The organism is Novosphingobium sediminicola (genome assembly GCF_014196525.1).
In the GTDB taxonomy this organism is placed as follows: Bacteria; Pseudomonadota; Alphaproteobacteria; order Sphingomonadales; family Sphingomonadaceae; genus Novosphingobium; species Novosphingobium sediminicola.
This window is the reverse complement of the sequence record NZ_JACIDX010000011.1, coordinates 147,824-161,834: the sequence shown is the minus strand read 5'-3', so window position 1 is coordinate 161,834 and position 14,011 is coordinate 147,824. Positions and strand designations below refer to the sequence as shown.

The window sequence follows — 14,011 nt, the reverse complement described above, 5'->3', positions numbered from 1 at the left end:
CCCTTTGCAATCCCATTAATGGGGTGGTGGCAAGATCGCCATGTTGGGGGCAGTTATGAAAGCCTGCGGCGCGGTAAGGTAATCTCTTAATGCGCCGCAGGCTTTATCATTTCAACATCGCGTCCGACACAAAAGGTCGAACCCGACACGCAACGCAGACAGTAACGGGAGCGCGAGGGTCTAGACCCTCGCACCTAAAACTCCCTTTTAATTCCCTCCATCCAGCAACCGCCGCGCAATCACCTGCGCCTGAATCTCGCCCGCACCCTCGAATATGTTCAGAATCCGAGCATCAGCCAGCAGGCGGCTGACGGCATATTCCATCGCAAACCCATTGCCGCCGTGGATCTGCAAGGCATTGTCCGCCGCCGCCCATGCCACGCGGGCGCCGATCAGCTTGGCCATGCCGGCTTCCAGATCGCATCGCTTGCCCTCGTCCTTGCGGCGGGCGGCGAAGTAGGTGAGCTGGCGCGCGCCCATGATTTCCGCCGCCATCATGGCCAGCTTGTTGGCCACGCGGGGGAACTCAATGATGGCCCGCCCAAATTGCTTGCGATCTATCGCATAGGCGAGGCCCACGTCGAGCGAGGCCTGCGCTACGCCGATGGCGCGGGCGGCGGTCTGGATGCGCGCGCTTTCAAAGGTGGCCATCAATTGCTTGAAGCCTTGCCCCTCGACCCCGCCCAACAGGTTGGCGGCGGGAACGCGGAAATCGTCAAAGCCGATTTCGTATTCCTTCATGCCCCGATAGCCGATCACGCCGATCTCGCCCCCGCTCATGCCGGGGCTGGGGAAGGGGTTGGCCTCGTCGCCGCGCATTTTGGGCGCGATCAGCATGGACAGACCGCTGTGGTTGCGGGTTTCCGGGTTGGTGCGCACCAGCAGCGTCATCACATCGGCGCGGGCGGCATGGGTGATCCATGTCTTGTTGCCACTGATGCTGTATTCCTCGCCCGTTCGCGTGGCGCGGGTGCGCAAGGATCCAAGGTCGGATCCCGTATCAGGCTCGGTAAACACGGCGGTGGGCAGGATCGCGGCGCTGGCGATCTGGGGCAGCCAGTGCTGCTTTTGCTCCAGCGTGCCGCCGGTCAGTATCAGTTCGGCCGCGATTTCGGACCGCGTGGCCAGCGAGCCGACCCCGATCCACCCGCGCGACAATTCCTCGGACACCACGCACATAGCGGTCTTGCCCATGCCCAGCCCGCCGAATTCCTCCGGGATGGTCATGGCGAACACGCCCATCTCGCCCAGTTCGTCGACCAGTTCGATGGGGATCAATTCGTCCTTTAGATGCCATTCGTGGGCATGGGGCGCGACCTTGTCATTCGACAGGGCAAAGAACTGATCGCGGATCAGGGTGAGCGTTTCATCCAGCCCGCAATTTTCCAGCGTCACCCGCCCGCGAGCATCGATCAGATGGCGCGCGATGGCGGTTTTCACCTCCTGCGTCCCGCCCTCGCGGATCAGGCGGGTCAGGGCGGGGGCGTCGAGCGCATCGGCATCATCGCAAAGATCGGCGGGGCGGATCACCTCGCCCTGATTCATCGCGATGCCGCCGCGCATCTGCGCGCCATATTCGGCAAACAGCAATTGCGCGAGCAGGGCCTCGACTTCGGTAAATTCCCCATCCTGCTCCAGCGCGGCGGCCCATGTCGCCACCTCGCGCAGCAATTCGGCATAGGAGGCATACCAGCCAAAGCCATGGACGATATGCTGCTCTACATCGGCGGCCACACGGTCCACTTTGCCATCGGGGGCGGCGATGCGGGCCTTCACCTGCGGCTGGGCATGGGCGACAAAAGCCGCCGCCGCATCCGCTGCCCCGGACAGCAGGGCGGTCAGCCCCGGCAGAATAAGCGTCATTCCTTATCCCCCGCCTGCTTCTTGTTGGCCGCCGCCATCGCCTTGGAGTCCAGCCCGCCGACAAGGTGGCCCGTCATCAACTGATTATGCGCATGGGCCAGATGGTGCATGTGGAACACGCCATCCATCGCCTGACGCTTGCCGCGCAGGTCCTCGACGAAATTGAACGCCTGCTTGGTCAGCGCCATGCCGAAACGGTCGCGCTCGACCAGTTCGGCGGCGATCTTGGCGACCTCTTCGCGCAAGGTTTCGCGCGGGTGGATTTCGTTGACCATGCCGAACTGATAGGCGCGCGCCGCAGGCATCCGGCGCCCCAGCAAGAGCAATTCGCGCGCCACGCGGGGCGGCAATTCAAACGCATGGGCGAAATATTCGACGCCCGGCTGCGCCATGCGCAACACCGGGTCCTGAAAAAACGCATCTTCCGAGGCGATGATCAGATCGCACACCCACGCCAGCATCAGCCCGCCCGCAATACAGGCGCCCTGCACCATGGCGATCATCGGCTTGGGGATCTCCTGCCAGCGGCGGCACAGGCCCAGATAGCCGTCCTGCTCCAGCACATATTGCCGCTCGGCCCCGCCTTTGTTGGTGTGGTCCCACCAAAGCCCCACGCGGTTGCGCGGCATATGGCTGTCCTTTTCGGGTGTGCCAATGTCGTGGCCAGCGGAAAAATGCTTGCCCTCGCCGCCCAGCACGATGACCTTGACATCATCATCATTGACCGCGCGTTTGAACGCATTGTCCAATTGGCCCAGCAGGCGATAGTTCTGCGCATTGGAATATTGCGGGCGGTTCAGCATCACCCATGCCACGCCATCGGTGACGTTATAGGTGACGAATTCGGGTTCCTCGCTCATCGGCTCTATCCCCTCAACGCGGCGCCATGCGGATGCCGCCGTCAAGCCGGACATCCTCGCCGTTCCAATAATCGTTCTCGATCATAGCCAGCGCCATGGCGGCAAATTCGGGCGGACGGCCAAAACGCTTGGGGAAGGGCACGCTGGCGGCCAGCGAGGCCTTCACCGCATCGGCCGCGCGCGCCATCAAGGGCGTATCGAAAATGCCCGGCAGGATGCAGTTCACCCGGATGCCGTCATTCATCAGATCGCGCGCCATGGGCAATGTCAGGCTGACGATGCCGCCCTTGGATGCGGCATAGGCGGCCTGACCGATCTGGCCATCCTCGGCGGCCACGCTGCCGGTGTTGATGATGACGCCGCGCGCGCCATCCTCCAGCGGCGAGAGATCCAGCATCCCTCGCGCCGATTTGGCGCAGCAGCGGAACGTGCCGATCAGGTTGATCTGGATGATCCGCTCGAACTGGTCGGTGGGGAAGGCTTTGGTTTCGCCGGTCGCCCTGTCGCGCGATGCGGTCTTGATGACATTGCCGGTGCCAGCGCAGTTCACAAGGATGCGCTCCTGCCCATGGGCCGCGCGCGCCTGCGCAAAGCCTGCGTCCACGCTGGTCTCGTCGGTCACGTCCACCTTGCAGAAAATGCCGCCGATTTCGGAGGCGACGCGATTGCCGGTCTCCTCGTTGAAATCGAACAGGGCGACCTTGATCCCCTTGGCCGCCAGAGCGCGCGCCGTGGCCTCGCCAAGGCCTGACGCGCCGCCGGTGACAATGGCCGAAACGCTGGTGTCGAGTTGCATCAATTCTCTCCTCAAGCCTTGCGCTGGGCAATGACGCCATCGGCGGACAGCGCATCGAGCGCCTCGTCCGTCATAGGCAGCCAGTCCCGCAGGATCTCGTTGGTATGCTCGCCCACACGGGGAGGCTGGCGGCGGTAATCGGCGGGCGTGGCCGACAGCTTGCCCGGATAGGCGACGGTGGGGATTTCCACCCCATCCTCGCGCGTGAAGCGGTGGACGGTGCCGCGCGCCTCGATAAAGGGGTCTTCGAACACGTCCTTGATCGTGTTGACCGGGCCGGAGGGCACGCCGCAGGCCTCGAACCGGTCGATCAGGCTATTGCGCGTGTGGGGCCGGACCAGATCCTGCACGATGGCCTCGATCTCGTCACGGTTGATCAGGCGCGCGCGGCTGGTGGCAAAACGCGGATCATCGGCCAGATGCGCCGCGTCCATTTCGACGCAGAGCGCGCGGAACTGTCGGTCATTGCCCACCGCGATAATCATGATGCCATCGGCCACTTCAAAGGTCTTGTAAGGCACAACCGTGGGATGGCGATTGCCGAGCCGCCCCGGCACGACCCCGCCCACCAGCCAGTTCGAACCCTGATTGGCCAGCATGGCGATTTGCGTGTCGAGCAGGGAAATGTCGATCTGCTGTCCCTCGCCGGTGCGTTCGGCATGGCGCAGCGCGGCTAGGATCGAGACGGTGGCGTACATGCCGGTGGAAAGGTCCGCCATGGCCACGCCCGCGCGCAGCGGGCCGCCATCTTCCTCGCCGGTGATCGACATGAAGCCGCCCATGCCCTGCGCCACGAAATCATAGCCGCCGCGCCGCGTATAAGGCCCGGTCTGGCCAAAGCCGGTGATCGAGCAATAGACCGCGCGCGGGTTGATCGCTTTCAGGCTGTCATAATCCAGCCCGTATTTCTTCAGCCCGCCGACCTTGAAATTTTCGACGATAATATCGGCCTGCGCCGCCAGATCGCGGATCAGCGCCGCGCCGTCGGGATGCGCCAGATTGATCGCGGCCGAGCGCTTGTTGCGATTGGCGCACAGGTAATAGGCGCTCTCGCCCAGTTCAGGCGCGCCATCCGCGCCGATCAGATTGGGCGGTCCCCATGCGCGCGTATCGTCGCCATTGCCGGGCAATTCGATCTTGATCACATCGGCGCCGAAATCGGCCAGAATCTGCGTCGACCACGGCCCGGCCAGCACGCGCGACAGGTCCAGCACCCGCACACCATCCAGCGCGCGCGCACTCATGCCGGTTTCTCGCAAAACTTGGTTGTGGTTGGCACGCGCCTGTCTCTCCCGTCCTGATTCTGATCTGTGGACTTGTTGTTCCTGCGATAGACTCTGGCGCGGGCGAGGGCAAGATATTTTGCACCAAGGGTTACTTTTGATTTTGCGCGATGGGCGATTGGGCGATAGGATTTGCGATGAAAATGCTGGAATTCCGCCTTCCTTATGGGCAAGATTCCTGTACTCTTGTGCAAATATCATAAAGGGATGGGATCATGGAACAGCAGCACCCGCATATGGGCGCATCGGGATTGGCGGTGGCGCTGCTGGTCAATGTGCTGTTTGCGGCCAATGTGATCGCGATGAAGGTGGTGGTCGATGCCACCTCGCCGCTGTGGTCGATTGCGGCGCGCATGGGTGTGGTGGCGCTGGTCTGCGCGCCGTGGTTTCGGCTTCCGCGCGGGCGGGTGCGGGTCATCGCGGCCTATGGGGTGCTCAACGGCGGGCTGTTCTTGCTGCTGATGAACCTTGCGCTGCATCTGGCCACCAATGTCGGGGCTCTGGCGATTGTGGGGCAACTCAGCGTGCCTTTCTCGCTCCTGCTGGGCGCGATTGTGCTCAAGGAACGGCTCTCGCCCGCGCGCGGGGTTGGCGTGGCGCTGGCGATTATCGGCGTGCTGGTGCTGGGCTTTGATCCGCGCATTGCCGGGGAATTGCCCGCCGTGCTGGTGATGGCGGGGGCGGCGATGGTCTGGGGCGGCGCGGCCTTGATCCAGCGGCGGCTGGGCGGGATCGGGGTGATGACCATTCAGGCGTGGAACGGGCTGATGGGGCTGGTCATGCTGGCGCCCTTTGCCGCGATGTTTGAGGCGGATAAATTCGACCGCCTTTTCGCCATGCCCGCCCCGGCGCTGGGTTGGTTCGCCTTTACCAGCCTTGGTTCGACCGTGCTGGGGCAGGGGGCGCTGGCATGGCTGCTGCAACGCCATCCGATCAATGCGGTGATGCCGTTGATGCTGGCCGCGCCGGTGCTGGCGACCTGTTTTTCCGCGCTCTATTTCCATTCGCCGATCACGGCGATGATGGCGCTGGGCGGGGGGATTACGCTGGTGGGTGTGGCGATCATCGCCAAGGTTAAATGAAACCGGCCATCACGGGGAGAGCGTGATGGCCGGTCTTCAATAGCGCGTTGTTCAGGCGCGCTCGAAGATGGCGGCAAGACCCTGACCGCCGCCGATGCACATGGTTTCGATGCCATAGCGGCCATTGCGCCGATGCAGTTCGCGCATCAGATTGGCCAGAATGCGGCCCCCCGTCGCGCCGATGGGGTGGCCCAGCGAAATGCCCGAACCGTTGACGTTGAGCATCTCGTTGCGGCTGTCATCCGCGCTCCAGCCCCAGCCTTTGAGGCAGGCCAGAACCTGCGGGGCAAAGGCCTCGTTCAGCTCGACCAGATCAATGTCGTCCCAGCCCATGCCATTGCGGGCAAACAGTTTCTCCACCGCCGGCACCGGCCCGATGCCCATGCGCGAAGGATCGCAGCCTGCCGCCGCCCAGCTATGGAAATAACCGATGGGTTCCAGCCCCAGTTCCTCCAGCTTGTCCTCGGCCACGACCAGACAGGCCGCGCCCGCATCGTTCTGCTGGCTGGCATTGCCCGCCGTGACCACGCCGTCCCTTTCGATCAGCGGCAGTTTGGCGAGCGATTCCGCCGTGGCGTCCTCGCGGATGCCTTCGTCGCGGGCAAATATGACGGGATCGCCCCGGCGCTGCGGCACGGCCACGGGCACCAGCTCATCGTCGAACTTGCCCGCCGCCCACGCGGCCGTGGCGCGCTGGTGGCTGAGCGCGGCATAGGCGTCGCATTCCTGACGGGTGATGCCATAATCGCGGGCCAGATTGTTAGCCGTCTCGATCATGCCGGAAATCACGCCATAGCGGGCAATCGGCTGCGACATCACGCGCCCGCGCGTCAGGCGGTCATGCATGGTGGTCGAGCCCGAACGCGCGCCCCAGCGGTGGTCCATCGAGTAATATTCGACGTTGGACATGCTTTCCACGCCGCCCGCGATCACCACATCGGCCGCGCCCGTCTGGATGCGCATGGCCGCGTCAATCACGGCCTGAAGGCCAGAACCGCAGCGGCGATCCAGTTGTACCCCCGGAATGCTTTCCGGCAATCCCGCCGCCAGCGCCGACCAGCGCCCGATACAGGGTGCCTCGCCATTGCCGTAGCCTTGGGAAAAGACCACATCGTCGATGCGTTCGGGATCGAGTTTGGTGCGCTCCATCAACGCCTTGATGACAATGGCGCCCAGATCGCCCGCCGAGATGGATTTCAACGACCCGCCATATTTGCCAACGGCGGTGCGGATGGGGGCGACAATCGCGGCTCTGCGCATGGTATTTCTCTCCCTCCCGCTCAGGCCTGCTCGGCCTGACGGATCATCGCTTTGGCAATGATGGTTTGCTGGATCTGGCTGGTGCCTTCGTAAATGCGCAGCAGGCGCACATCGCGGTAAAAGCGTTCGACCTTGTACTCGGCCATATAGCCCGCGCCGCCAAAGATCTGCACTGCGCGGTCGGCCACCCGGCCCACCGCTTCGCTGGCGTGATACTTGAGAGCGGAGCATTCAAGGCTGACCTTCTCGCCCGCATCGAACCGCGCCGCGACCGAGTTCATCAGCGCCTCGGTGGTCAGCATATCGACCTTCATATCGGCCAGCAGCGCCTGCATGAGCTGGAAATTGGCGATGCGTTGGCCAAATTGCTTGCGCTCCATCGCATATTGCAAGGCCATGCCGATCAGCCGATCACACATGCCCAGCGCCACCGCCGCAATATGGATGCGGCCCCGGTCCAGCACCTTCATCGCGGTTTTAAAGCCCATGCCGGGTACGCCGCCGATGATGGCGCTGGCGGGCACGATCACATCTTCAAGGATGACATCGGTGGTGACCGCGCCCTTCTGGCCCATCTTCTTGTCAGGCTTGCCCAGCGAAAGGCCCGGCGTGTTGGCAGGCAGGATGAAGGCTGAAATGCCGCCCGCGCCCTTATTGTCCGGGTCGGTGCGCGCCATCAGGGTGAAAACCGAGGCGCGCGGGGCGTTGGTGATATAGCGCTTGGTGCCGTTGATGCGATAATTGTCGCCCTCGCGGATGGCGATGGTGCGCAAGGAGGCGGCATCCGATCCGGCCTCCGGCTCGGTCAGGCCAAAGCTGGCCATCGCCTCGCCGGTGGCGAATTTGGGCAGCCATTGCGCCTTTTGCTCGGGCGTGCCGTCCATCACGATGCCCTGGCTGCCGATGCCCACGGTCGTGCCGATCACGCTGCGAAACACGATCGAGGCGCGGGTCAGCTCGCGGATGAGGCCCGCTTCCTCGGCCATGGTGCAACCAAGGCCGCCGAACTCCTCGGGCACGGAAATGCCGAAAAGGCCCATTTCGCGCATCTGGTCGATGATTTCGGCGGGAACGGCATCGGCCTCTTCCACCGTGTCTTCGGCCGGGATCAGCCGTTCGTCGACAAAGCGGCGGACGGTGTCGCGCAGCATTTCAAAGGTTTCTGCGTCCACGGGTGAAACTCCTCATGGGTTGAAAGGGAAGCTCAATATTCGACGCTGGCCAGCATCGCGTCGGCCCCGTCCGCGCGGATTGCGGCCAGTTGCCCCGGCACGGCCTCGCGCAGGATGATGGGCGCGCCGCAGAACATCGGCGCCACCGCGCGGAAGGCATAAGACAGCGGGCGGGGGCCATGGCGGCAGGCATGGGCAAACAGGCGTGTGGCGGTGAAAGGCCCATGCACGACGAGGCCGGGATAACCTTCCTCGCCCTGCGCATAGGGCAGGTCGTAATGGATGCGGTGGCTGTTGAAGGTGACGGCGGAAAAACGGAAGAGATCGACGCTGGTGGGGTTCCAGATCGCATCCTCGGCGGCGGGGGTCACATCGGCCGGGATCACCGCAGGCGTGGCCGCGCCCGCATCGCGATAGACGATGGTTTGCCGCTCGGTGACGCGGACCTCGCCCGCCTGGTCGATGATGTGCTCGACCTCCAGCAGGATCAGATCGCCGCTGCGCCCGGATTTGTATTGCAAGTCGCGAATGGTCGAGCGGCGGGTGGCGGGCTGGCCCAAGGTCAGCGCTGAGCCAAATTCCATGCGGCCCGCTGCGAACATGCGCCGGGGCAGGGAAATCGGCGGCATAAAGCCCCCGCGCTTGGGGTGACCATCCGGGCCGATCTGATCGGTCGCTGCGATGGGCAGGAAGAAGGCCCAATGCGCCAGCGAGGGCTGATGGGCCTCGACATCAAGGCTCTCGCCAATCGCGGCGGCAAAGCGGCGCAGCGCCTCGCCGTCCAGCACCTCGTGGCGGACTTCCTCGCGCCCGACCCATGTGCGCCAAAGGGCCAGATCAGTTTCGGGAATGCTCATGCCACCAGTCCTTCATCATGCAGCCGCCCGATGGCTCCGCCATCCAGCCCCAGAACCTGCGCCAAAACCTCATCGGTATGCTGGCCAAGGCGGGGGGCGGGGGTGAGGGCCATGCGCGCTTCATCAGCCAAAGTGGCGGCGGGGCCGGAGGCGGGATAGGTCAGTCCGCTGGGGTGGGTCAGCGATTGAAACAGCGGATTGGCGGTGAACAGGCGCGGGTCATGCGTTACGGCCTGATGCAGGCTTTGATATTGCCCCCATGTCACACCGCCCGCGTCAAAGGCGGGTATCAGAGCTTCAGCATCGCGCTTGGCAAAGGCTGCCTCGAACAGGGGAAAGAGCGCGGCGCGATGGGTGAAACGCGCGCCCTCGTCGCGGGCGAAGCTGACGCCCAGCGCGGCCTCAATGGCGCCCACCGCCTCGGACAGGTCCAGCACTTTGAGCAGACCCGTCCACTGGCGTGGGGTGATGGCCACCACGATCAGGCGCTGGCCATCAGCAGTCACGAAATCGCGGCCAAAGGCGCCGAACAGGTCATTGCCCATCCGGGGGCGGTCGCCGCCGGTCAGCACTTCGGCCACTTGCCCCAGATGCGAGAGGCTGCTGGCGGCAAGGTCGGACAAAGGCACGCGGATTTCCGCGCCCACGCCCGAGGCTCGCCGCCGCAGCAAGGCCGAGGCCGCCGCAAAGGCCGCATAGGCCCCGCCCAGCAGATCCCATGCGGGCAGGACATGGTTGACCGGGCGCGGATCATCGGCAGGCCCGGTCATCTGCGGTACGCCCACGGCGGCGTTGATCGTGTAATCCACCGCAGGCGAGCCATCGGCCCAGCCCATCACGCGCACGGTGATAATATCCTCGCGCCGGGCCTTCAGCGCCTCGTGACTCAGGAAACCCTTCACCGGATAATTGGTCAGGAACACGCCGCCCTGATCCCCCGGCGCGGTGGCCAGCGCCACAGCCAGTTCGCGCCCCTCCGGGCGGCCAAGGTCGATGGCGATGCTCTTCTTGCCCTTGTTGAGCCCCTCCCAATAGAGGCTGGAGCCATCGGGGGCGAGCGGCCAGCGGCGATAGTCCGGCCCGCCGCCAATGGCGTCGAAACGGATCACCTCCGCGCCCATCTGCGCCATATGCAGCCCGGCGGAGGGGCCGGCGATAAAGGCCGCGCCCTCAACCACGCGCAGTCCGTTCAGCAGGTCATACATGGACCGGTTCCCCCAGCTTGACCAAGGTGCGGCCCAGATTGTCGCCGCTGAACAGGCCGTTGAAGGCGGTCAGCGCGTTTTCGATGCCTTCATGCACCGTCTCGGCCTGACGGATCAGGCCCGCCTTGTGCCATGCGATCATGTCGGCCATGAATTGCGGTTCCAGATCCTTGTGGTCCAGCACGATGAAGCCCTCCATGCGGATGCTTTTGGTCATCAGCATGGTCAGGTTTTTGGGGACGGTCGGCGCATCGGTGACGTTATATTGCGAGATCATGCCGCAGATGGCGAAACGCGCGTGCTTGTTGGCCAGAGCCAGCGCGGCCTGCAAGTGATCGCCGCCGACATTCTCGAAATTGACGTCTATGCCCTTGACCCCCAAGGCTTTGACCTCGCGGGCGAGAGCCTTGGTCAGGTTGGGTTCGGCCTTGTAATCAATCGCCGCATCGACGCCCACCGTGTCGAGCAGGAAGGCCTTCTTGCGCGCCCCGCCCGCCGCGCCGATCACCTTGCAGCCCTTGATTCGCGCGATCTGGCAGGCGATGGAGCCGACCGCGCCCGAGGCCGCCGAGACGAAAACGACGTCGTCCTCACGCAGACCCGCAATGCGGATCAGCCCGGCATAGGCGGTCAGACCCGTCGATCCGGCAAAGCCCAGATAGGCGGAAGGCGGCAGGGCATCGCGGTCACGATGCTCCAGCGCGGCGGCGGGGGCGTTGAATATTTCGCGCCAGCCAAGGCGGGAGAAGACCAGATCGCCGGGTTTGAAATCGGGATGGTTCGAGGCCGTCACCTCGCCAATCGCGGGCCCCTCCATCGGCGCGTTCAACGCAAAGGGTGGGACGTAGCTTGGCGCATCGCTCATCCGCCCGCGCATGGCCGGATCGACCGCCATGAACAGGTTGCGCACCTGCACCTCGCCGGGGGCGGGGGGCGGCACATCGCGCGTGATGAGCGCAAAATCCTGAGCCACCGGCGCTCCAACGGGTCGGCGGATGAGGTGAATCTCTCGCGATTGCATCGTTCAATATCCGTTGAGGCGCGCCCAGCGTTCGCGGTGGAAAGAGGAGGAACCATAGGCCTGTTCGGCCACGCGGGACCGTTTGAGGTATAGCCCGGCGTCATGTTCATGCGTCATGCCGATGCCGCCGTGCAGCTGCACCATCTCGCAGGTGATGCGATGGGCGGTTTCATTGGCAATCGCCTTGGCCAGCGAGGCGAGCGAGGGCAATTGCGGGTCATCGGCGTCAATCGCTACCAGCGCTGCCTCCACCGCCGAGCGGGTGAGCTGCAGTTCGCCGAACATCTCCGAGGCGCGATGTTGCAGCGCCTGAAACGATCCGATCAACTGCCCGAACTGGACGCGGGTTTTGAGATATTCCAGCGTGGTTTCAAACGCCTGCGTGGCAAGGCCGAGCAATTCGGCGGCTTGCCCCACATAGGCGCGGTCGAGGATGGCGGAAAGCAGGGCATCGCCCTGGCCCAGCATGGCATCATCGCCCAGCACCACGCCATCGAAGCGCAACAAGGCCGGGCGGCGCGCGTCGATCTGGTCGAGCGGTTCGCGCGTCAGCCCCGCAGCATCGGCGGGGACAAGGAACAGCGCCGTGCCATCATCCCCGCGCGCGGCCACGATGAACAGGCCCGCGCCCATGCCATCGGCCACCGGGCGCTTGATCCCATCCAGACGCCAGCCATTTTCGGCCCGCGTGGCCGTCAGTGCAAGTATATCGGGCAGGTGATGCGCGCCTTCGTCCACCGCCAGCGCGCCGATGATCGAGCCATCGGCCAGACCAGGCAGCCACGCACTTTGCTGCGCAGCATTTCCGCCAAGCCGCAAGGCGCTGACCGCAACCATCGCGCTGCTCAGCAAGGGCAAAGGCGAGAGTGCGCGCGCCAGTTCCTCCAGCACGAAGCCGAGGCTGAAAGCGCCGAAATCGCTGCCGCCATGGGCTTCGGGGACGAGGATGCCGCTCCAGCCCATGGCGGCGACTTCGGCATAGGCATCGGCGTCAAAGCCGGTGGTGGCGTCCTTGCGCCCGCCGCCGCTGTGGTCATACAATCCGCGCGCCACGCCCACCGGCATCCGGTCGCGGACCCATTGCGACACCATGTCTTTGAGCATGGTCTGTTCTTCGTTCAACACGGCCATCGCGCGTCTCCCTTCAGCGATCCGGCAGGCCGAGCGAGCGCTTGGCCGTGATGTTGTTCTGGATTTCGTAGCTGCCGCCATAGATCGAGAAGGCTTTTGAGTGCAGCAGCGCGCGGGTCGCCTCGCGCGCGTCGGCCGGATAGGCATCGCCCGACCAGCCCAGCCCATCGGCGCCCAGCACCTCGACCAGCAATTCGGCGCGGCGCTGGACAATGTTCGACCACAGGTTTTTCAGCGTCGAGACGCCATTGCCGGGGCCGCCATTGCGCGCCTCCTCGTTAAACCTGCGCACGGTTTGCAGATAGGCCGCGTGGCGCATTGCATTATGGACAATGCGCGCGCGCGCATCCGCATCGGCAATCCTTCCTTCCGCATCCGTGCCCAGCATCGCATGGGCGATGGGGGCCAGCGGGGTGACGTCGGTCTTGACCTCCGACAGGCTGGAGCGTTCAAATTGCAGCAGGCGCTTGGCGATGTTCCAGCCCTGATTGACCGCGCCGACCAGATTGCCCTTGGGCACTTTCACATCGTTGAAGAAGACTTCGCAGAAATGGGTCGATCCGCTGATGAGGACAATCGGGCGCGCCTCGACGCCGGGCGATGTCATGTCGATCAACAGGAAGCTGATGCCGCCATGTTTGACGCTGGTGTCGGTGCGCACAAGGGCAAAGCACCAGTCGGCCTGATCGGCGCCGGATGTCCAGATCTTTTGGCCTGACACCACCCAGTGATCGCCCGCATCGACGCATTTCATTTGCAGCGAGGCAAGGTCGGACCCCGCGCCCGGCTCGGAAAAGCCCTGACACCAGCGCAGTTCATGGGTGGAAATGCGGGGCAGATGTTGCAGTCGCTGCTCTTCCGTGCCGAATTCCAGCAGCGTGGGGCCAAGCATCATCGTGCCATAGGAACGGATCGGGTTGAACGCGCCGATGGCGGATAATTCCTGCGCTATGATCTTGGCCTGCGCGGCGGAAAGTCCGGCTCCGCCATAGGCTTTGTCCCATGTCGGTGTGCCCCAGCCCTTGTCGGCCATCGCCTTGCGCCAGACCTGAAAATCGGCGTTGGCGGCGGCGGCATGGGCGTCACCCTGAAAGATCAGCCCGTTCACGCCTGTCAGCGCCGGCGGGAAGTTGGCGGATAGCCAATCGCGGACCTCCTGTCTGAATTGCTGGTCTTCCATCATCCCGCCCGGTTTTTGTTGTTGAGTCTCTTTTCGGGGCCAGTCGTGGCTGGCTCTGCTTCGATGGTGATCTGTAAGCGATGCGGAGGCGCTAGGCTAGCGATATTTTGCATCATGGGGCAGAATTGAGGTAAAATTTTTATGATGTATCGGTGCGAAATCTGCGCTTTTGGTAAGGTTTAGGGACGGAGTAGGCAGACCTTAAATTAATTATATATCTGAAATTAAGAGATATGTGTGAAGGCTGCATCCCGCCGATTGACAGCTTATAGAATTGACGTAACTGTACCGTGGTGCAATT

General features: G+C 63.9%; 12 protein-coding genes. 1 reads left to right on the top strand and 11 read right to left on the bottom strand.

The features are described from left to right. Window positions 1–207: 207 nt before the first annotated feature. From GGR38_RS15065 to GGR38_RS15050, 4 genes are read right to left on the bottom strand one after another with little or no spacing between them, the layout of a single operon-like run. Window positions 208–1,863: an acyl-CoA dehydrogenase family protein gene (locus GGR38_RS15065; protein WP_183626969.1), complete on the bottom strand. Its 1,656-nt coding sequence runs from the start codon at window positions 1,861–1,863 to the stop codon at window positions 208–210. After that, a complete protein-coding gene (locus tag GGR38_RS15060) occupies window positions 1,860–2,723 on the bottom strand; it encodes an enoyl-CoA hydratase (protein WP_183626967.1) in 864 nt (287 codons plus the stop codon). Before GGR38_RS15060 ends, GGR38_RS15065 begins: the two co-directional genes overlap by 4 nt. A 13-nt stretch (window positions 2,724–2,736) precedes the next feature. Next, window positions 2,737–3,519 (bottom strand): SDR family NAD(P)-dependent oxidoreductase, encoded by a 783-nt coding sequence (locus tag GGR38_RS15055; protein WP_183626964.1) that lies wholly within the window; start codon window positions 3,517–3,519, stop codon window positions 2,737–2,739. An 11-nt stretch (window positions 3,520–3,530) separates the two neighbouring features. Beyond that, window positions 3,531–4,763, bottom strand: coding sequence for a CaiB/BaiF CoA transferase family protein (locus GGR38_RS15050; protein WP_183626962.1), 1,233 nt, complete (start codon window positions 4,761–4,763; stop codon window positions 3,531–3,533). A 254-nt stretch (window positions 4,764–5,017) separates the two neighbouring features. Here GGR38_RS15050 and GGR38_RS15045 point away from each other — a divergent pair, with 254 nt between their 5' ends. Further along, entirely contained in the window at window positions 5,018–5,884 is an 867-nt protein-coding gene (locus GGR38_RS15045) for a DMT family transporter (protein ID WP_183626960.1), read from the top strand. 51 nt (window positions 5,885–5,935) lie between these two features. Here the strand turns inward: GGR38_RS15045 and GGR38_RS15040 are convergent, their stop codons facing one another. The 7 genes from GGR38_RS15040 to GGR38_RS15010 are packed head-to-tail and all read right to left on the bottom strand — an operon-like array spanning window position 5,936 to window position 13,713. Further along, entirely contained in the window at window positions 5,936–7,144 is a 1,209-nt protein-coding gene (locus tag GGR38_RS15040) for an acetyl-CoA C-acetyltransferase (RefSeq protein WP_183626958.1), read from the bottom strand. A gap of 20 nt (window positions 7,145–7,164) precedes the next feature. After that, window positions 7,165–8,316 (bottom strand): acyl-CoA dehydrogenase family protein, encoded by a 1,152-nt coding sequence (locus GGR38_RS15035; protein WP_183626956.1) that lies wholly within the window; start codon window positions 8,314–8,316, stop codon window positions 7,165–7,167. Window positions 8,317–8,348: 32 nt separating this feature from the next. Continuing rightward, window positions 8,349–9,173, bottom strand: a complete 825-nt coding sequence (locus GGR38_RS15030) for an HTD2 family dehydratase (RefSeq protein WP_183626954.1) — start codon at window positions 9,171–9,173, stop codon at window positions 8,349–8,351. Continuing rightward, window positions 9,170–10,378: a CoA transferase gene (locus GGR38_RS15025; protein ID WP_183626952.1), complete on the bottom strand. Its 1,209-nt coding sequence runs from the start codon at window positions 10,376–10,378 to the stop codon at window positions 9,170–9,172. Before GGR38_RS15025 ends, GGR38_RS15030 begins: the two co-directional genes overlap by 4 nt. After that, a complete protein-coding gene (locus tag GGR38_RS15020) occupies window positions 10,371–11,399 on the bottom strand; it encodes an NADP-dependent oxidoreductase (protein ID WP_183626950.1) in 1,029 nt (342 codons plus the stop codon). Before GGR38_RS15020 ends, GGR38_RS15025 begins: the two co-directional genes overlap by 8 nt. Window positions 11,400–11,402: 3 nt before the next feature. Continuing rightward, the gene (locus tag GGR38_RS15015; protein WP_183626948.1) at window positions 11,403–12,530 is read right to left on the bottom strand and encodes an acyl-CoA dehydrogenase family protein; all 1,128 of its coding nucleotides are present in this window, start codon (window positions 12,528–12,530) and stop codon (window positions 11,403–11,405) included. Between the two features lie 13 nt (window positions 12,531–12,543). Then, window positions 12,544–13,713: an acyl-CoA dehydrogenase family protein gene (locus GGR38_RS15010; protein ID WP_183626946.1), complete on the bottom strand. Its 1,170-nt coding sequence runs from the start codon at window positions 13,711–13,713 to the stop codon at window positions 12,544–12,546. Window positions 13,714–14,011 lie beyond the last annotated feature (298 nt).

Coding starts and splice junctions, on each gene's coding strand:
- GGR38_RS15065 (WP_183626969.1), bottom strand. CDS start 1,863: ATGACGCTTATTCTGCCGGGGCTGACCGCCCTGCTGTCCGGGGCAGCG.
- GGR38_RS15060 (WP_183626967.1), bottom strand. CDS start 2,723: ATGAGCGAGGAACCCGAATTCGTCACCTATAACGTCACCGATGGCGTG.
- GGR38_RS15055 (WP_183626964.1), bottom strand. CDS start 3,519: ATGCAACTCGACACCAGCGTTTCGGCCATTGTCACCGGCGGCGCGTCA.
- GGR38_RS15050 (WP_183626962.1), bottom strand. CDS start 4,763: ATGAGTGCGCGCGCGCTGGATGGTGTGCGGGTGCTGGACCTGTCGCGC.
- GGR38_RS15045 (WP_183626960.1), top strand. CDS start 5,018: ATGGAACAGCAGCACCCGCATATGGGCGCATCGGGATTGGCGGTGGCG.
- GGR38_RS15040 (WP_183626958.1), bottom strand. CDS start 7,144: ATGCGCAGAGCCGCGATTGTCGCCCCCATCCGCACCGCCGTTGGCAAA.
- GGR38_RS15030 (WP_183626954.1), bottom strand. CDS start 9,173: ATGAGCATTCCCGAAACTGATCTGGCCCTTTGGCGCACATGGGTCGGG.
- GGR38_RS15025 (WP_183626952.1), bottom strand. CDS start 10,378: ATGTATGACCTGCTGAACGGACTGCGCGTGGTTGAGGGCGCGGCCTTT.
- GGR38_RS15020 (WP_183626950.1), bottom strand. CDS start 11,399: ATGCAATCGCGAGAGATTCACCTCATCCGCCGACCCGTTGGAGCGCCG.
- GGR38_RS15015 (WP_183626948.1), bottom strand. CDS start 12,530: ATGGCCGTGTTGAACGAAGAACAGACCATGCTCAAAGACATGGTGTCG.
- GGR38_RS15010 (WP_183626946.1), bottom strand. CDS start 13,713: ATGATGGAAGACCAGCAATTCAGACAGGAGGTCCGCGATTGGCTATCC.